Here is a 23379-nt window from a genome sequence, read left to right as displayed (position 1 = left end):
ACGGAGCCGGACATGACCGCCCACCACCGCGCCACCGCCGAACACCTGGCCGACCTCGCCCGCACCCGCCTGCAGGCCCACTGGCAGACCGCCCTGCAGGACGGCCAGCCCTTCGAGGACAAGGACGACGCCAGCCCCGTCACCGCCATCGACCGCGCCATCGAGCACGAGCTGCGCGAGGCCATCGCCCGCCACACGCCCAGCTTCGGCGTGGTGGGCGAGGAGTACCCCGACCACCAGCGCGACGCCGAATACAGCTGGGTGCTCGACCCCATCGACGGCACCAAGGCCTTCATCGCCGGGGTCCCGGTGTACGGCACGCTGATCGCCCTGTGCCGTGACGGGCGTCCGGTGCTGGGGGTGGTCGACCTGCCCATCGCCGGCCTGCGCTGGGTCGGCGTGGAAGGCCAGCCCACCCGGCTCAACGGCCAGCCGGTGCGCACCCGCCCCTGCGCCGAGCTGGCCCGCGCGCTGCTGGCCAGCAGCAACCCGGAAAGCCTGCCGGACACCCACCTGGCAGCCTTCGCCCGGCTGCGTGACACCACCCGCTGGCGCCTCTACGGCGCCGCCTGCAGCGCCTACGCCAACCTTGCCCGGGGACGCATCGACCTGGTGGCCGACGGCGGCGGCATGGCGCCGGTGGACTACTGCGCCCTGGTGCCGGTCATCGAAGGCGCCGGCGGGGTGATCAGCGACTGGCAGGGCCGCCCGCTCGGCCTTGGCTCCGGCAGCAGCGTGCTGGCCGCCGGCGATCCCCAGCTGCACCGCCAGGCCCTGGAGCGCCTGCACCAGGCCTGAACCGCCCGAGGTCACAAGGAGGACACGCCATGACCGCCATCCATTTCCGCCTTCCCCTCGCCCTGTCGCTGGCCCTCGCCCTGGGCCTGGCCGAGGCGGGCGGCTTCCTCGACGACAGCCACGCCACCCTGTCGCTGCGCAACTTCTACTTCAACCAGGACAACCGCGACGGCCACGCCGGCCAGACCGAGGAATGGGGGCAAGGCCTGCGCCTGGACTACCAGTCCGGCTACACCGAAGGCACGGTCGGCGTCAGCCTCGACGCCATCGGCCTGCTCGGCATCCGCCTGGACGGCGGTGGCCGCGCCGGCAAGGCCGACCAGGCCCGTACCCCCAGCGCCCTGTTCCCCCTGGAGCACAATGGCCGCGCCCGCGACGAATTCAGCAGCCTCGGGCTCACCGCCAAGCTGCGCATCGGCGCCAGCGAGGCGCGGGTCGGCACCCTGATCCCGCGCCTGCCGGTGATCAAGGCCAACGACGGCCGCCTGCTGCCGCAGACCTTCGAAGGCGCCCAACTGACGGTGCGCGAGTTCGACGACCTCACCCTGCTGGCCGGCCGCCTGCGCCAGGCCAAAGGGCGCGCCCAGAGCCACCGCGACGACCTCTCCATCAACGGCGCCAACAGCCCGCGCAAGCCCGGCAACGCCGTCAGCGCCGCGCCGGCCCGCCACAGCGACGCCTTCGACTTCCTCGGCCTGGACTACCAGGTCAGCGAGCAACTGCAGGTGCAGTACTACCTGGGCCAGCTGGAGGACTTCTATCGCCAGCACTTCGTCGGCCTCAACCACGAGCAGGCGCTGCCCCTGGGCACGCTGAAGACCGACCTGCGCCACTTCGACACCCGCGCCACGGGCCGCAACGCCAGCCGCAGCGGCCGCACCGAGGGCTACACCGCCGCCGGCTACTACGGCCCCGGCAACGGCGAGAGCGGCGCTCATCGCGGCCGGGTGGACAACCGCGCCTGGAGCGCCCTGTTCAGCTGGAGCCTCGGCGCCCACACCCTCGGCGCCGGCTACCAGCGCCTGAGCGGCGACAGCCACTTCATCCAGCCCAACCAGGGCAACGGCAGCGACGTCTACCTGATCACCGACCGCCAGCTGAACAGCTTCGCCCGCGCCGGCGAACGCACCTGGCTGGCCCAGTACGGGCTGGACTTCGGCACCTGGGGGCTGCCGGGGCTGACCAGCAACGTCGCCTACCTCAAGGGCAGCGGCATCCGCTCCGAACGCGGGCACCTGCACGAGTGGGAACGGGACTTCACCCTGGCCTACGTGGTGCAGGCCGGGCCGGCCAAGGGCCTGGGCATCACCTGGCGCAACGCCAGCCTGCGCAGCCAGGCGAGCACCGACGTCGACCAGAACCGGGTCTTCCTCACCTACAGCCTGGCGTTGTTCTAGCGGCCGGACTACAGCGGTCCATGACCTGCAACAGCACAGCCGTTAAGCGGCAGGAGCAGCAGAGGCGCAGGCTCATGCGGGGTAGCCCTTACCAGGAGTCATAGGGAATGCCGTGCTGTTCGATATAGGCCTTGCTCGCAGGCTCCAACTCGGGCCAGGCGTATTTCCCGCCCGTCTGTCCCCGGCTCGGCCCCCTGGGTTCGACCACTCCAACGAAACGGCCGACTTCTTTGGCTTTGAGGCAGGGGCCCCGAAGCCAAACCTTGGTGATGCCCCCAGGCGCCAGACCAATGGAGATGGCTTTGCGGTATTGGATCTCCTCCTCGGAGGAATGGACGCAAATCGTGCGCTGGGGCTTGACCATCTCGTCCCGTACCCACTGCGGAATATTGATGCGCACGTTGTAGACCTGAGGCTCCACCAGGGACTGCCAGCGCACGAAGATGATGTTGGGCAGGTCGACGTTGTTGACCGGCTTCATGGCCCCGCCGCCGCCCCACCAGCCTTCTGTCTTCGCTGCGTAGCCAACAATCCCACCGTATACCCACTCGAATGCCAGGTTGCGGCGATCGACGACATCAATGCTTTCTACCCAGACCTCCATATGCCGCGGGGCGCCTGCGCCGATGTACCAAGTGGGATAGGGGAGCTTAGGGCCGCCACTCGCACAGCCGCTCAGCGGCAGCAGTAGGAGTGCGATCAGTAGACGTAATGTCATTCCGGGTAACCCTCTTGAGGCCGTTGGTTGTAGGCCAGCCGTTGATTGGCCGGCTTGCTGAGCAGCAGACCGGCAGTGGGCACCCAGTGGGCGGAGGTGTGGATATAGCGCCACATTAGGTGACGCTCCTCCTCGTGGGTCAGACGGTTGCTGGCACCCTTGGCGTAGGCGAGCAGCTTTTCAGCAATGGGGACGAGGTCATCGGGCAGTTGGAATGCCGCTTCTGCGGGTAGCGCTCTCAGCGGTACTTCGAACTTCACTGCCGCTTCATGCATGGCCCGCAGGGACACTTTCGACAGGTCACCGTAGACCTTGCGATCCATGGCCACGGCGACACTTCAGGCTTGGCGGGCTGGCTGCGACCGTGGGGGAATGTCTTACCAGGAGTCATACGGAATGCCGTGCGCCTCAATGTAGGTACGCGCTGCTTCGCTTGGCTTCAGGGTGAAGTGTCCTCCTCTGTACCCTTTGTGCGTGCCCCTGGGTTCTACTACACCAACGAAACGGCCGACTTCCTTAAAGGGCAGGCAAGCCCCTCCTACCCAAACCTTGACTATGCCTCCCGGCGCTAGGCCAATGCTGATCATCTTGCGGTAGCTGGTATCGACTTGCTTGGTGACAGAGCAGTACTCGGTCCGTGGAGCGAGCATTTCTTCCCGTACCCACTCCGGGATATCAATGCGCAACTTGTAAACCTGGGGTTCCACCAAGGACTGCCAGCGCACGAAGATGATATTAGGCAGGTCGACATTGTTGATGGGCATCATCTTGCCGCCCCCTTCCCACCAACCCTCTGTCCGGTTGTTGTAGGCCACCACGCCACCATGAACGCCCTCAAATGCCAGGTTACGGCGGTCGACCACGTCCACGCTTTCAACTCGGGCTTCCATATAGCGAGGTGCGCCGAGCCCGATGTACCAAGTGGGATAGGGGAGCTTAGGGCCGCCACTCGCGCAGCCGCTCAGGGGCAGGAGCAGCAGAAGGACAACGATCAGTCGCAAGATCATTCCGGATAACCCTCTTGAGGTCGTTGGTTGTAAGCCAGCCGCTGATTGGCCGGTTTGTTGAGCAGCAGGCCGGCGGTTGGCACCCAGTGGGCGGAAGTGTGGATGTAGCGGCCCAGCAGGTGGCGTTCTTCTTCCAAGGTCAGGCGACTGCTGGCACCACGGGCGTAGGCGAGCAGCTTGTCAGCAATGGGGGCAAGGTCCTCCGGCAGAGTAAAACGCGAGTCGCTGTCATCAATCGGTTCTAAAGGCACCTCGTGTTTCAGTGCCGCTTCATGCATGGCCCGCAGCGCCACTTTCGACAGGTCGCCGTAGACCGTGCGGTCCATGGCCACGGCGACCATCCAGCGCTCGCTGGGCACCATGCCCCGTTCATGCTTGGGCTGGGCCGCGCGCCAGGCGATGGGGCTCAGCTCGCCGCTGCCTGGCAGGCCACGGCCCATGAGGCGGTCGGCTTCCTTCAAGGCCCGTTGCCAGGCCGGGCTGTGCTCCAGGGGGCGCCGGGGCGTGACCAGGGTGACTTCCGGCTTTGTGAGCAGCAGGCGCTCGGTCTGCTGCGGGCGGTAGCCGCCGCCGATATTGGAGTGCACGCCCGGCAGCGCCAGCTCCTCATGCCCCGGGAACACGCGGTTGAGGGCGAACTGCCAGCGCTTTTCATCCCGCGCGGTGATGTGCAGCACCTTGCGGGCGCAGTCGGCCGGCAGGTAGAGGTTGACGCCGGGGTTGTAGTCGTTGACCGAAAAGTCGCCCTTGAGCGGGGCGTTGATGGCGGCCACGGTGTCGAACAGCCCGATGAAGTTGATCTGCACGTCCCTTGTCCAGTCGAAGTCCGCCGGCAGGCCGAGACGGGCGGGCCCCAGCACCTGGGCCAGCACCCCGCCCCCAGGCTTGAGCACCTCGTTGGCGAAGTGCCGTGCGGAGGCTGCGCCCCGGCTGAAGCCGAAGATGTCGAATTCGAGCCGGATGACCGAGACCGCCGGATTTTTTGAAAGGAAGAGTGTTACTTGCTCGGCAATGGCGCTGGGACTTTGTTGGACCCGGGCGGTTACACCCGACGAACCCTGGCCGGTGGCCTGGCTGTAGAGATTGTCCCGGCTGCCACTCTCGGTGCCGATGCCTTCGAGGTAGACCGGCACGTAACCCAGGCGTGTATCTGGTTCCACAGGAATGGTGGTGTTGTCCCGGTACAGCCGATATAGCAACGCCACATTGCTCGCCGCGTTGCCGTAGCTGTTGTCCGGCGCCGTTTCGAACAGCCCCTCCGGGCTTATGTCCTTGAAGCCGTAGCGTTTGCAGTGCTCGACCAGGCTGCCGAAGCTCTGCGCGTCGTACAGCTCGCGGTCGTCGCGCTGGCACTGGGCGGTGAGGGCGGAGTTGCCGAGGTTGTTGCCGGTGCCGTCGAAGAACAGGCCGATGCGCAGGGTGATGCCGGTTTCCGTGGCTTCCAGTTCCTCTTCTTCCTCCTCCTCTTCCAGCTCGGCGGCCTCCTGCAGGCGCTTGGCCAGCGCCGAGGGTTGCGCCGTGTTGAGGCGGTTGCCGGCCATGGCCAGGGCGGCGGAGGCCGGTAGCCAGGGGCCTAGGGCTTTCAGGCCGCTACCCTTGCCCGGCGCCCCGCCTGCGTTGAGCTTGGCCAGCGGGCCGCTGACGGTGATGCCACCGGGATCGAGCTTGATGAAGCTGCCGCCGGCCTGGAGGGTCAGTTCCATGCCGGCTTCGATCACCAACTTCTGCCCGGCCTTGAGGTGTATTTCCTGCCCGGCTTCCACGAGCCGGTTGCTGCCGATGCGGATGTGCTGCTCGTTCCCGATGGTGAGGTGGTCATCCAGCTTCAGTTCGGTCTTGCGGTCCTTGTGCAGGGTGTGGTGCTGCTCGCCGAGGAATTCGCTGTAGACGCTGCCTTCCACCCGGTCGTGGCGCTGGTGGCCGACGCGGATCTTCTGGTCGTGTTCGATGTTCTCGTCCCAGTCGCGCTGGGCGTGGACGTAGATCTGTTCCTGGCCCTTGCGGTCTTCGATGCGCAGTTCGTTGTAGCCCCCACCGCCGGGGCTGCTGTCGGTCTTGAGCAGGGTGCGGGTCTTGTTCGCGGGCAGTTCGTAGGGCGGTTGGTGGACGCCGTGGTAAAGGCAGCCGGTGACCAAAGGTTGGTCGGGGTCGCCTTCAAGGAAGGTGACGAGGACTTCCATACCAATGCGGGGGATGGCGATGGCGCCGTAGGCGTTGCCGGCCCAGCTGCTGGCAACGCGGAGCCAGCAGCTGGTGTGTTCGTCGGCCTGGCCTTCGCGGTCCCAGTGGAACTGGACCTTGATGCGGCCGTGGCGGTCGCAGTTCTTCGCCCTTTGGGCCGGTGACGACGGCGGTCTGGCTGCCGAGGATGCGCGGTTTGGGGTGGTTGAGGTCGGGCCGGGCGGGAACGTCCCAGGGGATGGCCTGGAAGCGGTTGCGGTAGCCCTGTTTGAAGTCGCCGTCGGGCGAGGCGGGTTCGCTGGCGGTGGGCAGTGAGACGCCGAGGGCTTTGCTGGCGGCGTTGCTGGCCAGGTTGCGCAAGGTGTCCTTGGCGCTTTTCACCATGCCGTCGATGCTGGCGAACTCTTCCAGCACCTGGGGCTGCTTGCCTTCGTGGTGGAGGGCGGTGATCAGCCAGAGGTCGTTCCATTCTTGCTTGGGATGATCGGAGAGGCTGAGGAGGTGGCCGCTGACCAGGCGCGGTTCGTCGCTGTCGCCATCGGCGAGGCGGTAGTCGCGGCGGTGGCGTTCCTGGGCCTGGCGGGCGAGGCGGCGGCCACGGTCGCGGTCGGTGAAGCGGCCGGGGTAGTCGTAGTCTTCGAGGTCGGGTTGAGGGAGGTCGTCCTGGGGTGTGTGGGCGGCTTCCATCAGCAGCCTGGGTTTTTCGAAGTGGTAGTCGCGGCGGGTGACCCGCAGGGTGCGGGCTTCCATCCGCAGGCCGAAGCGTTTGATGACGGGTTCGTCGGCGACCTGGCCGGTGTTGGCGAGGTAGGCGACGGGGCGGCCGAGCTTGGGGAAGGCGCTGGCGTCTTCGCCGAAGACCAGCAGGTGGCTGTCGCTCTGGTGTTCGAAGTGGAAGTGCAGGCCCTCTTCTTCGCAAAGGCGGCTGATGAAGTGCAGGTCGCTTTCGTCGTACTGGGTGCAGTAGTCCCGGGGCGGCGGTGCCTTGGGGCCGAGGCGGAAGCTATAGGCGTCGGCGAGGATGCCGTGGTCTTCGAGGACCTGGCCGATGATCTGCGGGACGCTGAGGTGCTGGAAGATGCGCTGGTTGTGGCGCAGGGCGAGGTAGGCGAGGCGCGGGACGAGGGTCAGGTGGTAGTGGGTGAGGCGGTTACCGATCTCGCCGACGGCGATGCCGAAGACCTGCCCATGCACGCCGCGCCCGTCGGGGGTGAAGGCGAGGAAGGCGGGTTTGTGCAGGAGGCTTTCGAGGTCGAGGCGGCTGCGCTCGCTGACCAGTTCGATGTCGAAACGGAAGGGCTGGTTGAGGGCTTCGTGGCCGGTGAAGGCGAGGACCTTGAAGTCAGGGTTGGCGCCTTCGATGTCGAGGCTGAAGTGCGCCTGGTTGGCGGGGTTGAACATGAAAGGCTCCATCCATTGGAACTGGGAGGACGGAGCCTGCCGGGTTGGGCAAGGGCGATTCCATCAGGCGCTTCCGTAATAAGGGGTGGAAAGAAAGCAAAGCAGCCGTAACCATCGCGAACACGCGTAGGAAGCCCCTAAAAATAATTACGAATGGCACAACCATTAGCCGTACAGGCCTTTCAGAAACGTCCGAGGCACCCGGGCTGCTAACGTCCCCGGACCCACGCACCGGGAGGCCCCCATGAAAGCGATCCCCATCCAGGCCGTGCTCGACGGCATCCCCAAACCCCATCCCTTCGCGCCGGCCTGTGCCGAGCTGCAGCCGGTCGCGCCCTTCCAGCCGGGCCCGGCCACGGTGCAGCTGGGCCACCTGGACGGCGAAGGCCCGTGGCAGCGCCACCCCGAGGGCGATGCGCTGCTGCAGGTGCTGGAAGGTGAAATGGAGATCAGCCTGCTGGCGGTGATCGGGCTGGTACGCGAGCCCCTGCCGGCGGGCTCGCTCTACGTGGTTCCGCGCGGGCTCTGGTACCGCCTGGAGGCGAAGGCCGCGTCGATCCTGGCGGTGCTGCCGGAGAAGGGCGAGAGCGAGCGCTCGGCCTACCCGCTGCGGGTGGAACGCAGCGCCTGAGGGCTCAGGCGGCGCGGGGCAAGGCGTCGACCGGCGCCTCGTCCCGTGCCGGCGCAGGGGCCAACAGGCCCAGGCGCACCAGCACCCAGGGCGCCAGCACCGCGACGAAGGTGCCGATGGCCAGGCCACGGAAAGCCTGCCAGGCCGGGCCTTCCAGGTGCAGCGCCAGCCCCGTGTGCTTCAACCCCCACTGCAGGCCGATGAAGGCCAGCGCGCCGAGCACCGCCGCCGTCACCCGTCGCCACAGCGGCACCGCCACGCTGAACCCCACGCGCCGGTAGCCGATGATCACCACCAGCATCAGCCCCGCCAGCAGCGGTACGTAGCTCGGCGGCTCGCCGCGCCAGGTGAGCGCGAAGGCCGCCGACACCGCCACCACCAGCGCCAGGTGGGCCAGCGCCGGACCCTCACGCCAGAAGCGCCAGCGCCTGGCCAGGGCGAACAGGCCGAGGGTCGCCAGGCCCAGGGCGCTGCCGCCGAGCAGGTCCTCGATATCATGGGCGCCCAGGTACAGGCGGCTGAACAGGATGCCCGCCACCAGCACGCAGGCCAGGCCCCAGAACCACAGGCGGCGCACTTCCAGCGCCAGCCAGAACCACAGCACCACCGACAGCTGCGCGTGGCCGCTGGGCAGGCCGAAGCTCTCGCCCACCTCGTGGTCCATGCGCAGGGCAATGTCCGGGCGCGGGTCATGCCAGTAGTCCTTGAGCCAGGCGTTGAGCAGCGCGGTCACCGCTACCAGCACCAGCAGGCGGAAGAACACCGTGCGCTGCCAGGCCCAGTAGCCCAGCGGCAGGAAGAAGAGGATGAACTTCTCGTAGCCCAGCAGGGTGAAGAAGCGCATCAGCGGCGTCAGTGCGTCGCTGCGCAGGGGCAGCACCCAGTCCAGGCTGTGCAGCAGCTCGTTCATGGCGAGTCCTTTCCGGAGGAAGGCGCCTACTGATACGCGAGGACCTGCGGAGCGGCAAGCCCCTCGCCGAGCTGGGCCAGCAAGCGCTCGCGCAGCCAGCGGTTGCCCGGCTCGCCGGCCGCCTGTTCGTGCCAGTACAGGTTCAGCGTCACCGGCGGCAGGGGCAGCGGCATCGGCAGTTCCCGCAGCGGGGCGATGCGCGTCAGCATCGGGCAGTAGGCGGCGGCCACGGTCAGCAGCCCGTCGCTGCCGGCGGCCAGTTGCGCGGCGGTGAGGTAGTGCTGGCAGCGCTGCACCACGTGGCGCGAGAGGCCGAGGCTGTCCAGGGCCAGGTCCTCCACCGAGATGCTGCGCCGCCGCGAGGTGACGGCGATGTGCCGCGCCGCCAGGTAGCGCTCGGCGTCCAGTTCGCCGACGAAGGCCGGGCCGGCCAGCACCCGCAGCGGCTCCCGCAGCAACTGGCACTGGCGCAGCTCGGCATCCGCCGGGCGCGCCACCTCCACGGCCAGGTCGATGTGCCCGGCGGCCATCTCCAGTTTCAATTCGCCCCAGCGCACGCTGGTGCTGCGCACGCCGACCCGGGGCAGGTGCGGGCGCAGGGCGGCGACGATGGGCGGCAGCAGCAGCGGCTCCAGCTGCTCGGGCATGTTGAGGATGAAGGTGCGCGAGTCCCGCGTCGGGTCGAACTGCTGCAGCCGGTCCACCCCGCCCTGCAGCAGCGCCAGGGCCTCGCTCACCACCGGGGCCAGGCGCAGAGCCACCGGGGTGGGGGCCACGCCGCGCCCCTCGCGGATGAACAGCGGGTCCCCCAGTTGCTCGCGCAGGCGCGCCAGGGCGTGGCTGATGGCCGACTGGCTGAGGTGCAGCACTGCCGCCGCACGGGTCAGGTTGCGTTCGCGGTGGATCACGTCGAAGACGCGGAACAAGTTCAGATCAACACGGCCAAGGGACGGCCATTCATGTTCCTTATTCATGGTTGCGCCTCCACGCTCACGGAGGGTGCCCGCCCCTCTGCACCGGTCATGCACGGCACCCTAGCGCCACCTCCACCAACCATGCAGCAGATTCATGATCGTGAATGAACAACCATCAGTTCCCACGCCCCGGGGGGCTGCCTAGGATGCCCGGACCCCGCACCACAAGAACAAACCCTAGCGAGGCCCCATGAACGAACACGCCTACCTGCAGGCGCTCGCCGAGCGCCGCAAGCTCGCCTGGCCCCAGGGCCTGCCCCGTACTCCCCAGTACCCGCTAGGGGAACGCCCGCTCACCGAATACCTGCGCGAATGGGCGCGGCGCCAGCCCGAGGCCGCCGCCGTGCACTTCTACGGCCACCGCCTGGACTGGGCGGAACTGGACCACCTGAGCGACCGCTTCGCCGCCCTGCTGGTGGAGCGCGGCGTGGTGCCGGGGGACCGGGTCGCGGTGTTCCTGCCCAACTGCCCGCAGTTGCACATCGCCTTCTGGGGCATCCTCAAGTGCGGCGCGCTCTATGCGCCGGTCAGCCCGCTGTCCAAGGGGCTGGAGCTGGCCTACCAGCTCAATGACAGCGGCGCCGCCGTGCTGCTGTGCTTCGACCAGCTGCTGCCGGTGGTGCGCGCGGTGCAGGCGGAAACCCCGGTGCGCCTGCTGATCGCCACCAGCCTCGGCGAACTGCGCCCGGCCACGCCGAGCCTGCCGCTGCCCGACCTGCTGCTGGCGCCCAAGGCCAGCGCCGAGGACTGCCTGGACTTCTACCCCGCCCTGGCCGCCTGCCAGGCGCCGACGCCCAGCCACCAGCCGCGCCTGGAAGACGCCGCCGCGCTGAACTACACCGGCGGCACCACCGGCCTGCCCAAGGGCTGCATCCACACCCACGGCGACATGCTCTACACCTGCGCCAGCTTCGTGCCGGTGGCCCTCGGGCTGGACCCGCAGTCGGTGATGCTCAACTTCCTCCCCGAGTTCTGGATCGCCGGGGAAAACGCTGGCCTGCTGTTCCCGGTCTACGCCGGCTGCGCCCTGGTGCTGCTCGCCCGCTGGGATGCGGAAGCCTTCATGGCCGCCGTGCAGCACTACCGTGTCAGCCACTGCGGCCTGCTGGTGGACAGCGCCGCCGAGGTGCTGGACCACCCCCGCGTCGGCGAATTCGACTTCGCCAGCCTGCGCCGGGTCGGTGCCATCTCCTTCGTCAAGAAGCTCACCCGCGACTACCGCGCGCGCTGGCGCCAGCTCACCGGCTGCACCCTCTACGAATTCGCCTTCGGCATGACCGAGACCCACACCTGCGACACCTTCACCTACGGCCTGCAGGACGGCGACTTCGACCTCAGCCAGGCACCCACCTTCGTCGGCCTGCCGGTGCCGGGCACCGAATTCAAGGTCTGCGATTTCGACAGCGGCGCCCTGCTGCCCCTGGGCCGCGAAGGCGAGCTGTGCCTGCGCTCGCCCTCGCTGCTCAAGGGCTACTGGCAACGCCCGGAGGCCAGCGCCGAGGTGCTGCGCGACGGCTGGCTGCACACCGGCGACCTGGGGGTGATCGACGAACGCGGCTTCATCCGCTACCTGGGCCGGCGCAAGGAGATGCTCAAGGTCAACGGCATGAGCGTGTTCCCCAGCGAGCTGGAGGCGCTGCTCGGCCAGCACCCGGCCGTGCTCGCCAGTGCCGTGCTGGGCCGCCCCCACGAGCAGCGCGGGCAGCAGCCGGTGGCCTTCATCGTGCTCAAGCCGGGCGCCGAGGAGACGCCGGAAAGCCTGGTCGCCTGGTCGCCTGGTGCCAGGACGCCATGGCCGTCTACAAAGTACCGGAGGTGCGGCTGCTGCCGGCGATGCCGATGACCGCCACCGGGAAGATCAAGAAGAACGAACTGGAAGCCTTGCTGTGAACCGACCCTTCGCACGCCTGCTGATCGCCAACCGTGGCGAGATCGCCATCCGCATCGCCCGCGCCGCCGCCGAGCTGGGCATCGACAGCGTCGCCGTCCACGCCGAGGACGACCACGCGGCCCTGCACACCCGCAAGGCCGACCGCGCCGTGGCCCTCGCCGGCCAGGGCCCGGCGGCCTACCTGGACATCGCCCAGCTGGTGGCCATCGCCCGCCGCGAGGGCTGCGACGCCCTGCACCCCGGCTACGGTTTCCTCAGCGAGAACGCCGAGCTGGCGCGCCAGTGCGAGGCCGTCGGCATCCGCTTCGTCGGCCCGGCGCCCGAGGCCCTCGACCTGTTCGGCGACAAGGCCCGCGCCCGCGCCCTAGCCGAGCGCTGCGGCGTGCCCCTGGCCGCCGGCACCAACCGCCCCACCTCACTGGAGGAGGCCCGCGCCTTCCTCGCCAGCCACGGCCCGCTGATGCTCAAGGCCCTGGCCGGCGGCGGCGGGCGTGGTATGCGCCCGGTGCATAGGGCGGAGGAGCTGGACGAGGCCTACGCCCGCTGCCAGTCCGAGGCCCGCGCCGCCTTCGGCCGTGACGACCTCTACGTCGAACGGCTCATCGAAGGCGCCCGGCACATCGAGGTGCAGGTGCTGGGCGACGGCGAGCGCGTCAGCCACCTGTGGGAGCGTGACTGCAGCCTGCAACGGCGCCAGCAGAAGCTGGTGGAGATCGCCCCCGCCGTCGACCTCGCCCCGGCCCTGCGCCAGGGGATGCTCGACGCCGCCCTGCGCCTGGCCGGCGAAACGGGTTACCGGGGCCTGGGCACCTTCGAGTTCCTGGTGGACCCGGCCCGGGGCGACTTCGTGTTCATGGAGGCCAACCCGCGCATCCAGGTGGAGCACACCATCACCGAGGCCATCACCGGCGTCGACCTGGTCCAGGCCCAGTTGCACCTGGCGGCCGGCGCCCGCCTGGAGGACCTCGGCCTGGACGAGCCGGTGGCCCCGCGCGGGGTCGCCGTGCAGCTGCGGGTGAACCTGGAGACCCAGCTCGCCGACGGCAGCACGCGCCCCGCCGGCGGCACCATCAGCGCCTACGAGCCGCCCAGCGGCCCGGGCCTGCGGGTGGACGGCCACGGCTACGCCGGCTGCACCACCAACCCGCGCTACGACGCACTTCTGGCCAAGCTGATCGTCCAGGCCGACGACCTGCCCGCCGCCCTGCGCCGGGCCTACCGCGCCCTCTGCGAATTCCGCCTGGAAGGCGTGGCGAGCAACCTGCACCTGCTGCAGAACCTGCTGCGCCGCCCCGAACTGGTGGCGCCGGTGGACACCCGCTTCCTCGAACGCCACCTGCCCGAGCTGCTGGCGCCCCAGCCCAGCGCCCACCCGCACCTGTTCGTCAGCAGCACAGCCCCACAGGTCGAACCGGCCGGCGGCATCGACGCCCCGCCCGGCTGCCTGCCGCTGCTGGCCCCCAGCCAGGGCGTGCTGGTGAGCCTGGACGTGGCCGAAGGCGACAGCGTGGCCCTGGGCCAGCCGGTGGCGGTGCTGGAGGCGATGAAGATGGAATTCGTGGTCAAGGCCAGCCACAGCGGCCGCGTCCGCGCCCTGGCGGTGCAGCCCGGCGACAGCCTGTTCGAAGGCGCGCCGCTGCTCTACCTGGAGCCTGCGGAGGTGGACGGCGAGGCGGTGGCCAGCGAGGAAAGCCTGGACCTGGTGCATATTCGCGCCGACCTCGCCGAAGTGCTAGAACGCCACGCCATCACCCGCGACGAACGCCGCCCGCAGGCGGTGGCCAAGCGCCGCAAGACCGGCCAGCGCACCACCCGCGAGAACCTCGACGACCTGCTCGACGCCGGCAGCTTCATCGAATATGGCGCCCTCGCCCTGGCCGCCCAGCGCCGGCGCCGCAGCCTGGAGGAGCTGATCGAGCAGAGCCCGGCCGACGGTCTGGTGGCCGGCATCGGCACGGTCAACGCCGACGCCTTTGGCGCCGAGGCCGCCCGTTGCATGACCATCGCCTACGACTACACGGTGTTCGCCGGCACCCAGGGGGTGATGAACCACAAGAAGACCGACCGCATGCTCGGCCTCGCCGAACAGTGGCGCCTGCCCCTGGTGCTGTTCGCCGAGGGCGGCGGCGGCCGGCCGGGGGACTCGGACTTCGTCGGCGTCGCCGGGCTGGACTGCCACACCTTCGTCGCCATGGCCCGGCTCTCCGGCCAGGTGCCGCTGGTGGGCGTCGTCTCCGGTCGCTGCTTCGCCGGCAACGCGGCCCTGCTGGGCTGCTGCGACGTGATCATCGCCACCCGCAACGCCAGCATCGGCATGGCCGGCCCGGCGATGATCGAGGGCGGCGGCCTGGGTCGCTACAGCGCCGAGGAGGTCGGCCCGACCGCCGTGCAGGCGCCCAACGGGGTGATCGACATCCTGGTGGAGGACGAGGCCGAAGCGGTGGCCGCCGCCAAGCGCTACCTGTCCTACTTCCAGGGCCGCCTGGCGGACTGGCGCTGCGCCGACCAGCGTGCGCTGCGCCATGCCATCCCGGAGAACCGCCTGCGGGTCTACGACATCCGCGCGCTGATCGAGACCCTGGCCGACGCGGACTCGGTGCTGGAACTGCGCCGCGCCTTCGCGCCGGGGCTGATCACCGCCTTCATCCGCATCGAGGGGCGCCCCTTCGGACTGATCGCCAACAACCCCGCCCACCTCGGCGGCGCCATCGACGCCCAGGCCGGTGACAAGGCCGCGCGCTTCATGCAGCTGTGCAACGCCTTCGGCCTGCCGCTGCTGTCGCTGTGCGACACCCCCGGCTTCATGGTCGGCCCGGAGTCGGAGAAGCAGGCCACGGTGCGCCACGTCTCGCGCATGTTCGTCGCCGCCGCCGCGCTGGAGGTGCCGGTGTTCACCGTGGTGCTGCGCAAGGGCTACGGCCTGGGCGCCCAGGCCATGGCCGCTGGCAGCTTCCATTCGCCGCTGTTCACCGTCGCCTGGCCCAGCGGCGAATTCGGCGCCATGGGGCTGGAAGGCGCGGTGCGCCTGGGCTACGCCAAGGAGCTGGCCGCCGTGGAGGATGCCGGGGAGCGCGAGCGGCTGTTCCGCAAGATGGTCGACAAGGCCTACCAGAACGGCAAGGCGATCAACATGGCCAGCTTCCTGGAGATCGACGCCGTCATCGACCCGGAGCAGACCCGCGCCTGGCTCCTGCGCGGCCTCAACGCCACCGCGCCTTCCGCCGCACCGGAAGGCCGCAAGCGGTCATTCGTGGATACCTGGTAGGCCGCCTTCGCGAGCAGAGCTCGCTCCTGCGCAGTAGCGCCGTTTGTCAGCGCTGTAGGGGTGGGCTTCAGCCCTCGCTGCCTGCCGTTGGTGGGCTGAAGCCCACCCTACAAGGCTGTGCCCCGGTATCGAATCGAGGGCCTGTGGTGGGTGACGCTGCCGGGTCGCCCGGGCATCCGACGCCATGTCTTGGGCAGGCAAAGCGGCATCAGGTAAACTGCCGCATCTTTTTGCACCCATAACGATTAGCCTGATGCCCACGACGTTCCATGAGATTCCCCGCGAGCGCCCGCTCACGCCCCTGCTCGACCGCGCGGAGACGCCGGACGCGCTGCGTCGGCTGGGCGAGGCCGAGCTGGAAACCCTGGCCGACGAACTGCGCCAGTACCTGCTCTATACCGTCGGCCGGACCGGCGGGCATTTCGGCGCGGGGCTGGGGGTGGTCGAACTGACCATCGCCCTGCACTACGTCTACGACACGCCCGACGACCGGCTGGTCTGGGACGTGGGCCACCAGGCCTACCCCCACAAGATCCTCACCGGTCGCCGCGAGCGCATGGGCACGCTGCGCCAGAAGGACGGCATCGCCGCCTTCCCGCGCCGCTCGGAGAGCGAGTACGACACCTTCGGCGTCGGCCACTCCAGCACCTCCATCAGCGCCGCCCTGGGCATGGCCATCGCCGCCCGCATGCAGGGCTCGGGGCGCAAGTCCATCGCCGTGATCGGCGACGGCGCACTGACCGCCGGCATGGCCTTCGAGGCGCTGAACCATGCCTCGGACGTGCAGGCCGACATGCTGGTGATCCTCAACGACAACGACATGTCGATCTCCCACAACGTCGGCGGGCTGTCCAACTACCTGGCCAAGATCCTCTCCAGCCGTACCTACGCGAGCATGCGCGAGGGCAGCAAGAAGGTACTCTCGCGCCTGCCCGGCGCCTGGGAGATCGCCCGCCGCACCGAGGAATACGCCAAGGGCATGCTGGTTCCCGGCACGCTGTTCGAGGAGCTGGGCTGGAACTACATCGGCCCCATCGACGGCCACGACCTGCCCACCCTGGTGGCCACCCTGCGCAACATGCGCGACCTCAAGGGCCCGCAGTTCCTCCACGTGGTGACCAAGAAGGGCAAGGGCTTCGCCCCGGCCGAGCTGGACCCCATCGGCTACCACGCCATCACCAAGCTGGAGCCGCTGGACGCCCCGGCAGCGCCGAAGAAGCCGTCCGGGCCGAAGTACTCCAACGTCTTCGGCCAGTGGCTGTGCGACATGGCGTCACAGGACCCGCGCCTGGTGGGCATCACCCCGGCGATGAAGGAAGGCTCGGACCTGGTGGCCTTCGCCGAGCGCTTCCCCGAGCGCTACTTCGACGTCGCCATCGCCGAGCAGCACGCCGTGACCCTGGCGGCCGGCATGGCCTGCGATGGCGTGAAGCCAGTGGTGGCGATCTACTCCACCTTCCTCCAGCGCGGTTATGACCAGCTGGTGCACGACGTGGCGGTGCAGAACCTCGACGTGCTGTTCGCCATCGACCGCGCCGGCCTGGTGGGCGAAGACGGCCCGACCCACGCCGGCAGCTTCGACCTGTCCTACCTGCGCTGCATCCCCGGCATGCTGGTGATGACCCCGAGCGACGAGAACGAACTGCGCCTGCTGCTGACCACCGGCTACCACTTCCAGGGCCCGGCGGCGGTGCGCTACCCCCGTGGCAGCGGCCCCAACGCGGTCATCGAGCCGGAACTGGCGCCGGTGCCGATCGGCCAGGCGGTGGTTCGTCGTCGCGGCAGCGGCGTCGCCCTGCTGGCCTTCGGCGTGCAACTGGCCGAAGCCCTGCAGGTGGGCGAGCGCCTGGACGCCACGGTGGTGGACATGCGCTTCGTCAAACCCCTGGACGAGGCGCTGCTGCGGGAACTGGCCGGCAGCCACGGGCTGCTGGTGACCATTGAGGAGAACAGCGTGATGGGCGGCGCCGGTGCTGCCGTCAGCGAGTTCCTCGCCCACGAGAACCTGCAGGTGCCGGTGCTGCACCTGGGCCTGCCGGACTACTACGTGGAACACGCCAAGCCGGCGCAGATGCTGGCCGAGTGCGGCCTGGACGAGGCGGGCATCGAAGCCGCCGTGCGCCAGCGCCTGGCCTTGCTGGACCCGCAGGCCCCTTCGAAGGCCGCGGGGCTGTAACCCGGGACTCGGCTGCGCCGCTAGTGGCGCAGCCGGACCGGTGATTCACCTCTGGCGGAACCTTCTTTCGCCACCTTCCCCAGCTTGAACAATCGGCGCTCGCCGACCTGGCGGCTGCCCACCCTCAACTGCTCGCCGTGACTCCAAAATGCAGGCGTTAACGCGCCTGGGCCAGGCGTTCGCACAGCGCGCGGGTGGCCCCGAGCATCTGGAAGCTGGGGCGTTCCAGGCCCCGGTCGGGCACGGCCCAGACCTGGCCGGCGGCCACCGCTGGCAGTTGCGGCCAGACCTGCCAGGCGGCGGCCTGGGCCGGCTCGCTGACCAGGATGACGCGGGGCTGGCGCTGCAATACGGCCTCGATGCCGACCTGGGGCGCGGGCAGGTCGAGGTCGGCGAACAGGTTGCGCGCACCGCACAGGGCCAGGGCGTCGCTGACGATCTGCCGGCCGCCCAGGGTGTACAGCGGGTGGTCCCAGACCTGGTAGAACACCGGCAGCGGCGGCTCGCGACGGTAGCGCTGGCGCAGCTCGGCCAGGCCGTCGCGGAAGCGCCGGGCCAGGGCCTGACCTTCGGCGCTGTGGCCGACCCGGGGGCCGATCTGTTCGAAGACGTCCGCCAGCTCGTCCAGCCGACGCGGTTCGATCACCAGCAAGGGGATGCCGAGCTGCTCCAGGCGCTGCTGCATGGGCGCGCCGACGCTGTCGGGCCAGAGCAGGATGAGGTCGGGCGCCAGGGCCACCACACGCTCAAGCTGCACCTGGCCGTAGTGGCCGACGCTGGGCAACGCGGCCAGGGCCGCCGGGCGCTCGCCGCCGTCGAGGACGCCCACCAGGCGGTCCTCGGCATGCAGTTCGAGCATGATTTCGCTGAGGGAGGGGGCCAGGCTGACCACCCGCCGTGCGCCGTCATCGGCCAGCGCCGGCAGCACCAGGCCCAGCAGCAGGAGGCCGAGCAGGCGGTGCATCAGGCCAGTTGGCGGGGAATGCGGTAGAGCGACAGCACCACGGCGCTGCTCAGGGCCAGCAGCACCAGGGCCACGGCATTGAGCCCGGCGAACACGGCGACGGCACCGACCCAGGCGGGCAGGCCGGCGCCCAGCAGGGCGACGCGGCGCACCCGGCGCAGCTCGATCCAGGCTTCGCGCTCGTCGTCGCCGTCCAGCGCCTTTTCGGTGGCGATCAGGGCGCGCTTGTAGCCCCGGAACAGCGGCAGGCTGATGAACATGGAGATCAGCGCGGCGATGAACAGCGGCATTTCCAGGGCTGGGAACACCGGGTCGCCGGAGCCGAACAGCAGGTTGACCAGGAACAGCGGGCCCAGGGCGGCGCCCAGGTGTGCCCACCATTCGAGGGCCAGCAGGCGGCGGACCTGGCTGCGGGTCATAGCTCGACTTCGCCCTGGTGCAGGCTGCCCAGCATGTGACCGAGCTTGCCGGCCTTGGTGGCCAGGTACTTCTTGTTGTGCGGGTTGAGGCCGGTCTGCAGCGGCACGCGCTCGGCGACGCGGATGCCGAAGCCTTCCAGGGCCTTCACCTTGCGCGGGTTGTTGGTCATCAGCTTGATGCTGCTGATGCCCAGGTGTTCGAGCATCGGCAGGCAGAAGGCGTACTCGCGCTGGTCGGCGCCGAAGCCCAGGCGCTCATTGGCTTCGACGGTGTCGGCACCGCCGTCCTGCAGCTCGTAGGCGCGGATCTTGTTCAACAGGCCGATGCCACGGCCTTCCTGGCGCAGGTACAGCAGCACGCCACGGCCGGCTTCGGCGATGGCACGCAGGGCGGCCTCGAGCTGGAAGCCGCAGTCGCAACGCAGGCTGAACAGCGCATCGCCGGTCAGGCACTCGGAGTGCAGGCGCCCCAGCACGGGCTGGCCGTCGGCGATGTCGCCCATGGTCAGGGCGACGTGTTCCTTGCCGCTTTCCTCGTCGAGGAAGCCATGCATGGTGAACAGGCCAAAGGGCGTGGGCAGTTGGGAGGCGGCGACGAAAACGACGGACACCACGGTTCTCCTGGGATTGCGAAAGGCCGGCATTGTATCAGCAGCGTCTGCCGGCCCGTCAGACTGAATAGTTGGGGATAAGGATCGAAAGGCTTGGACGGTGGGCTCCGCTCGCAGGCCCTAGAACTTGGACTCCAGGCGCAGCACGCCCTGGTCCTCGCGCCAGCGCACCTGGTTGAGGAAGCTCATGCCCAGCAGCACGTCCACCGGGGCGTCGCCCTCGACCACCGCGCCTTCGACGCCGAGCACTTCCAGCGGGCCGACCTTGACCCGGTCGAAGCGCACCCGCCAGGCACGCACGTTGCCGCCGGCGGTGCTTGCGGTCATCGGCTTGCCTTCGACGCGGTAGTCGAGGCCGAGCATGCGCGCCTGGTTCTCGTTCATCGCCACGCTGGTGGCGCCGGTGTCCACCATGAACTGCACCGGGTGGCCGTTGATGGAGCCGGCCACCATGTAGTGCCCGTTGTTGCCCCGGGCGATGCTCATCTGTGCCTTGCGTGGGGCGGATGCCGCAGCGTCGGTGCTCCCCGGGGGCGGGGCGGCGCTGTTGTATTCGCGGCTGAGGGCGTAGGGCCGCTCGACGCCGTCGATGCGCAGGACCGCGCCCTTGCTGTCGGCGCTGACCACCTGCACGCCACCGGGGCCGGTCTGGCCGACCCGCACCAGCTTGCGCTGGCCGTCGACGCTGATCACCGCCGCGTTGGGGAACAGCCCCACCACCTGCACCACGGGCTCGGCCCAGGCGCTGGTACAGGCCATCAGCAACAGGCCGAGACAGGACAGCTCAAGGCGACGCATGGGGCTTCTCCGGTGGGTCGAAGGGATAGGGCTGCTTCCAGCGGGCGTACAGCGGGCGCAATTCGCCGCTCTGCACCAGGCGCGTCATGCGCTCGTCGAACAGGGCGGCGAACTCGCGACCGCGTTCGGTGGCGGCGAAGCCGACGTAGAGCGGGAGCGGGGTCAGGAAGGTGACCTGGTAACGCTCCGGATGCGCCGTCTGGGCGAGCACGTCGTCGATCTCGGTGCGGGCATCGATGTAGTAGTCCGCATGGTCCAGGTCGAGCATGGAGAGGATACCGCCCCGGCGCTGGATTTCTTCGAAGTGCTTCAGGTTTGGCAACTGGTGCTGGTAGTCGTAGCCGCGAATCCACACCAGGCGGTAGTCACCGAGGGTCTGCAGGCTGGGGGCGGGCGCGCCGGCCTTGCCGAGGGCGCTGATCTGGTCGGCGTCGTAGTGCCAGCGGGGGTAGACGGCACTGGCGATCTCGTCGCGGTAGGCGCCCATCCAGGCATCGGCCTCGTGGCGCTGCACCAGTCCCACGGAGCGGGTGTAGGGGACGCTGCGGATCTTCAGGCGAACGCCCACGGGCTCGTAGACCTTGCGCAGGATGTCCCAGCCCAGGCCGCTGCCATCGGCATTGGTGTGGCCGGCCCAGGCCTCCGAGGCGATGACGATCTCCGCCACCGGCGGGTGGCCGTCCGCCGCCCAGGCGGGTGAAACCAGCAGTAGCGACAGCATGCCGAGCAACCTGCGGAGCATCGTCCCGTCTCCCTTCAGATCAGATGCCTGCCAGGCCGACGCCCCAGATGATCAGTTGCATGGCCAGCCAGGCGAAGACGCCGGCCAGCACGTCGTCGAGCATGATGCCGACGCCGCCATGCACGTGGCGATCGATCCAGCGGATCGGCCAGGGCTTGAGGATGTCCATGACCCTGAACACCACGAAGCCTAGCAGCAGCCACTGCCAGCCTTCGGGCACCAGCCAGAGGGTGATCCACATGCCGACCATTTCGTCCCAGACGATGCCTTCGTGGTCGTGCACGCGCAGGTCGTCGGCGACCTTGCCGCACAGCCAGAAGCCGAACAGCATGGTCAGCCCGAGCATCAGCCAGTAGCCCCAGTCGGGCAGCATCTGCCACAGCGGGATGAACGGCAGGGCCACCAGCGAGCCCCAGGTGCCGGGCGCCTTGGGCAGGGTGCCGGAGCCGAAACCGAAGGCGAGGAAGTGCCAGGGGTTGCGCCAGACCGAGTGCGGGACCGGCTGGGCCGGCGCTTGTTGCGGATGATCAATCACCGTGACTCCCGAAATGTTGGTAACCCTGGGCCGGCTGCGGTCGCTCGCGGCCGTCGGCATCCAGCAGGTGGACACCGTGGCCGGCTTCGACACGGCCGATCACGGCCAGTGCCGGCCAGGCGGCCTGCACGGCGTCGAGCTGGTGCGGCGGCAGGGTGAACGCCAGGCGGTAGTCGTCACCGCCGGACAGGGCCAGGCCCAGGGCCTGGTCGTGGGGGTAGAGCGCTTGCAGGGCCGGGGACAGCGGGACGCGCCCGGCCTCCAGCCACAGGGCCACGCCGGAGGCGGCGGCGATGTGCCCGCAGTCGGCCAGCAGGCCATCGGACACGTCCAGCGCGGCGCTGGCGCGGCCACGCAGGGCCAGCCCGAGGGCGAACTGCGGCGGCGGAGCCCAGTAATGATCCAGCAGGGTTGCGGCCTCGGCGCCTTCATCCGACCGCTGGCCGAGCACCAGCGGCAGGGCACCGGCGGCATCGCCCAGGCTGCCGCCCACGCAGAGCAGGTCGCCGGGACGGGCACCGGAACGCCGCAGGGCGGCACCGGCTGGCAGGCGGCCGAACACGGTGAGGGTCAGGCTCAAGGGGCCACGGGTGGTGTCGCCACCCACCAGGGCCAGGCCGCAACGACGGGCCATGGCGTCGAGGCCGGCGGCCAGCTGTTGCAGCCAGTCGGCATCGGCAGCGGGCAGGGTCAGGGCCAGGGTGAAGCCCAGAGGCGCGGCGCCCATGGCAGCCAGGTCGCTGGCGGACACGGCAAGGGCGCGCTGGCCCAGCAGGAAGGGATCGCACACCTGGGGAAAATGGACGCCGGCCACCAGGGTGTCGGTGGAAACGGCCAGCTGCTCGCCCGGTGCGGGCTGCAGCAAGGCGCAATCGTCGCCGATGCCGAGGGCGATGCCTTCGCCACCCGCCGCACAGGCGGCGGAGGCGAAGTAGCGACGGATCAGCTCGAACTCACCCATCCGTGGCGGGGGCTCAGCGCTTGCCGCCACGAACCTCGGCGGCGCGCAGGCGGGGCGCCAGCTTGTCGAGGACGCCGTTGACGAACTTGTGCCCGTCGGTGGCACCGAAGACCTTGGCCAGCTCGATGCCTTCATTGATGACCACGCGGTACGGCACGTCGACGCGGTTCATCAGCTCGTAGGTGGAGAGGCGCAGGATGGCCAGCTCGACCGGGTCGACCTCTTCCAGGGGGCGATCCAGGCAGGGCAGGAAGGCCTCGTCGATCTCGGTCTTCTGACGCGGTACGCCGTGGAGGATCTCGTGGAAGTAGGCACCGTCCACCTGGCTGAAATCGTTGTCGACGCGGAACTGCGCTTCGATCTCGTTCAGGGGCTGGCCGGCGATGTGCCAGGAGTAGAGCGCCTGCATGGCCAGGCTACGGGCCTGGCGACGCGTGGCGATCTTGCCCTTGGCGGGCTTCTTCGGCGCCTCGGGGGCGTCGTTGTCGCTGTTGAAACTCACTTGGCCTCCAAGGCCGCCAGCAGGCTGACCATTTCGAGGGCGGAGAGTGCGGCTTCGGCGCCTTTGTTGCCGGCCTTGGTGCCGGAGCGCTCGATGGCCTGCTCGATGGAGTCGACGGTCAGGACGCCGAAGGCGACCGGCACGCCGAACTCCATGGACACCTGGGCCAGGCCCTTGGTGCACTCACCGGCGACGTATTCGAAGTGCGGGGTGCCGCCACGGATGACGGCGCCCAGGGCGATGATGGCGGCGAACTCGCCACGCTGGGCGACCTTCTGGGTGACCAGGGGGATCTCGAAGGCACCGGGGGCACGGATGATGGTGATGTCGTCCTCGGACACACCATGGCGGACCAGGGCGTCTACGGCGCCACTTACCAGGCTTTCCACGACAAAGCTGTTGAAGCGGCCGACCACCAGGGCATAGCGGCCTTTGGGGGCGATGAAGGTACCTTCGATGGTCTTCAGGGGCATGGGCGGGTTCTCGTCAATTAAAGAG

General features: G+C 69.2%; 21 protein-coding genes and 1 pseudogene. 6 read left to right on the top strand and 16 right to left on the bottom strand.

Annotated features, from left to right (window positions below; translation table 11 throughout):
- The first annotated feature begins 12 nt into the window (after positions 1–12).
- Positions 13–798, top strand: a complete 786-nt coding sequence (locus RTK35_RS23830) for an inositol monophosphatase family protein (RefSeq protein WP_316909152.1) — start codon at positions 13–15, stop codon at positions 796–798.
- Between the two features lie 29 nt (positions 799–827).
- Positions 828–2195 carry an OprD family porin gene (locus tag RTK35_RS23825; protein WP_316909151.1) on the top strand — a complete coding sequence of 456 codons (1368 nt, stop codon included), beginning with the start codon at positions 828–830 and terminating at the stop codon, positions 2193–2195.
- Positions 2196–2283: 88 nt separating this feature from the next.
- Here RTK35_RS23825 and RTK35_RS23820 read toward each other — a convergent pair whose 3' ends face one another.
- The 5 genes and pseudogenes from RTK35_RS23820 to tssI all read right to left on the bottom strand — a co-directional run.
- Positions 2284–2913, bottom strand: a complete 630-nt coding sequence (locus tag RTK35_RS23820; RefSeq protein ID WP_208276222.1) for a DUF2931 family protein — start codon at positions 2911–2913, stop codon at positions 2284–2286.
- Positions 2910–3236: a hypothetical protein gene (locus RTK35_RS23815; RefSeq protein WP_316909150.1), complete on the bottom strand. Its 327-nt coding sequence runs from the start codon at positions 3234–3236 to the stop codon at positions 2910–2912. The genes RTK35_RS23820 and RTK35_RS23815 overlap by 4 nt, the downstream gene beginning before the upstream one ends.
- A gap of 54 nt (positions 3237–3290) precedes the next feature.
- Complete coding sequence (locus RTK35_RS23810) at positions 3291–3920, bottom strand: DUF2931 family protein (protein ID WP_316909149.1); 630 nt, start codon at positions 3918–3920, stop codon at positions 3291–3293.
- Positions 3917–4693 (bottom strand): hypothetical protein, encoded by a 777-nt coding sequence (locus RTK35_RS30670; protein ID WP_410478711.1) that lies wholly within the window; start codon positions 4691–4693, stop codon positions 3917–3919. The genes RTK35_RS23810 and RTK35_RS30670 overlap by 4 nt, the downstream gene beginning before the upstream one ends.
- Positions 4694–5380: 687 nt before the next feature.
- A pseudogene (gene tssI, locus RTK35_RS23800) lies at positions 5381–7502 on the bottom strand (type VI secretion system tip protein TssI/VgrG); the annotation flags it as partial.
- Positions 7503–7746: 244 nt separating this feature from the next.
- Here tssI and RTK35_RS23795 point away from each other — a divergent pair.
- Complete coding sequence (locus tag RTK35_RS23795) at positions 7747–8133, top strand: hypothetical protein (protein ID WP_052807525.1); 387 nt, start codon at positions 7747–7749, stop codon at positions 8131–8133.
- Positions 8134–8137: 4 nt separating this feature from the next.
- Here the strand turns inward: RTK35_RS23795 and RTK35_RS23790 are convergent, their stop codons facing one another.
- Both RTK35_RS23790 and RTK35_RS23785 read right to left on the bottom strand, forming a co-directional pair.
- Positions 8138–9043 carry a phosphatase PAP2 family protein gene (locus tag RTK35_RS23790; RefSeq protein WP_316909148.1) on the bottom strand — a complete coding sequence of 302 codons (906 nt, stop codon included), beginning with the start codon at positions 9041–9043 and terminating at the stop codon, positions 8138–8140.
- Between the two features lie 26 nt (positions 9044–9069).
- Complete coding sequence (locus RTK35_RS23785; protein ID WP_316909147.1) at positions 9070–10017, bottom strand: LysR family transcriptional regulator; 948 nt, start codon at positions 10015–10017, stop codon at positions 9070–9072.
- Between the two features lie 190 nt (positions 10018–10207).
- Between RTK35_RS23785 and RTK35_RS23780 the strand changes: the two genes are divergently transcribed.
- The 3 genes from RTK35_RS23780 to dxs all read left to right on the top strand — a co-directional run bounded on the left by RTK35_RS23780 (position 10208) and on the right by dxs (position 17349).
- On the top strand, positions 10208–11860 hold the full coding sequence (locus RTK35_RS23780) for an AMP-binding protein (RefSeq protein WP_316909146.1): 1653 nt from the start codon (positions 10208–10210) through the stop codon (positions 11858–11860).
- 43 nt (positions 11861–11903) lie between these two features.
- Positions 11904–15173, top strand: coding sequence for a carboxyl transferase domain-containing protein (locus RTK35_RS23775; protein WP_316909145.1), 3270 nt, complete (start codon positions 11904–11906; stop codon positions 15171–15173).
- A gap of 253 nt (positions 15174–15426) precedes the next feature.
- Positions 15427–17349 carry a 1-deoxy-D-xylulose-5-phosphate synthase gene (gene dxs / locus RTK35_RS23770; protein ID WP_044402481.1) on the top strand — a complete coding sequence of 641 codons (1923 nt, stop codon included), beginning with the start codon at positions 15427–15429 and terminating at the stop codon, positions 17347–17349.
- Between the two features lie 157 nt (positions 17350–17506).
- Here dxs and RTK35_RS23765 read toward each other — a convergent pair whose 3' ends face one another.
- From RTK35_RS23765 to ribE, 9 genes are all read right to left on the bottom strand, one after another.
- Positions 17507–18313: a cobalamin-binding protein gene (locus tag RTK35_RS23765; RefSeq protein WP_316909144.1), complete on the bottom strand. Its 807-nt coding sequence runs from the start codon at positions 18311–18313 to the stop codon at positions 17507–17509.
- A complete protein-coding gene (locus RTK35_RS23760; RefSeq protein WP_316909143.1) occupies positions 18313–18732 on the bottom strand; it encodes an MFS transporter in 420 nt (139 codons plus the stop codon). Before RTK35_RS23760 ends, RTK35_RS23765 begins: the two co-directional genes overlap by 1 nt.
- The gene (ribA, locus tag RTK35_RS23755) at positions 18729–19343 is read right to left on the bottom strand and encodes a GTP cyclohydrolase II (protein WP_069561510.1); all 615 of its coding nucleotides are present in this window, start codon (positions 19341–19343) and stop codon (positions 18729–18731) included. The genes RTK35_RS23760 and ribA overlap by 4 nt, the downstream gene beginning before the upstream one ends.
- 120 nt (positions 19344–19463) lie before the next feature.
- A complete protein-coding gene (locus RTK35_RS23750) occupies positions 19464–20141 on the bottom strand; it encodes a TIGR02281 family clan AA aspartic protease (protein ID WP_044402492.1) in 678 nt (225 codons plus the stop codon).
- Positions 20128–20883, bottom strand: a complete 756-nt coding sequence (locus RTK35_RS23745) for a transporter substrate-binding domain-containing protein (RefSeq protein WP_316909142.1) — start codon at positions 20881–20883, stop codon at positions 20128–20130. The genes RTK35_RS23750 and RTK35_RS23745 overlap by 14 nt, the downstream gene beginning before the upstream one ends.
- Positions 20884–20902: 19 nt before the next feature.
- Complete coding sequence (locus RTK35_RS23740; protein WP_316909141.1) at positions 20903–21418, bottom strand: phosphatidylglycerophosphatase A; 516 nt, start codon at positions 21416–21418, stop codon at positions 20903–20905.
- Positions 21411–22379 (bottom strand): thiamine-phosphate kinase, encoded by a 969-nt coding sequence (gene thiL / locus RTK35_RS23735; RefSeq protein WP_208275434.1) that lies wholly within the window; start codon positions 22377–22379, stop codon positions 21411–21413. Before thiL ends, RTK35_RS23740 begins: the two co-directional genes overlap by 8 nt.
- Before the next feature lie 13 nt (positions 22380–22392).
- Positions 22393–22881: a transcription antitermination factor NusB gene (gene nusB / locus RTK35_RS23730; RefSeq protein ID WP_044402506.1), complete on the bottom strand. Its 489-nt coding sequence runs from the start codon at positions 22879–22881 to the stop codon at positions 22393–22395.
- A complete protein-coding gene (ribE, locus tag RTK35_RS23725) occupies positions 22878–23354 on the bottom strand; it encodes a 6,7-dimethyl-8-ribityllumazine synthase (RefSeq protein ID WP_044402509.1) in 477 nt (158 codons plus the stop codon). Before ribE ends, nusB begins: the two co-directional genes overlap by 4 nt.
- Positions 23355–23379 lie beyond the last annotated feature (25 nt).

The sequence above is a fragment of the Pseudomonas sp. zfem003 genome, from assembly GCF_032621675.1.
GTDB classification, from domain to species: domain Bacteria; phylum Pseudomonadota; class Gammaproteobacteria; order Pseudomonadales; family Pseudomonadaceae; genus Metapseudomonas; species Metapseudomonas otitidis.
Note: the sequence above shows the minus strand (reverse complement) of the source record. Positions and strands in the feature narration are given on the sequence as shown.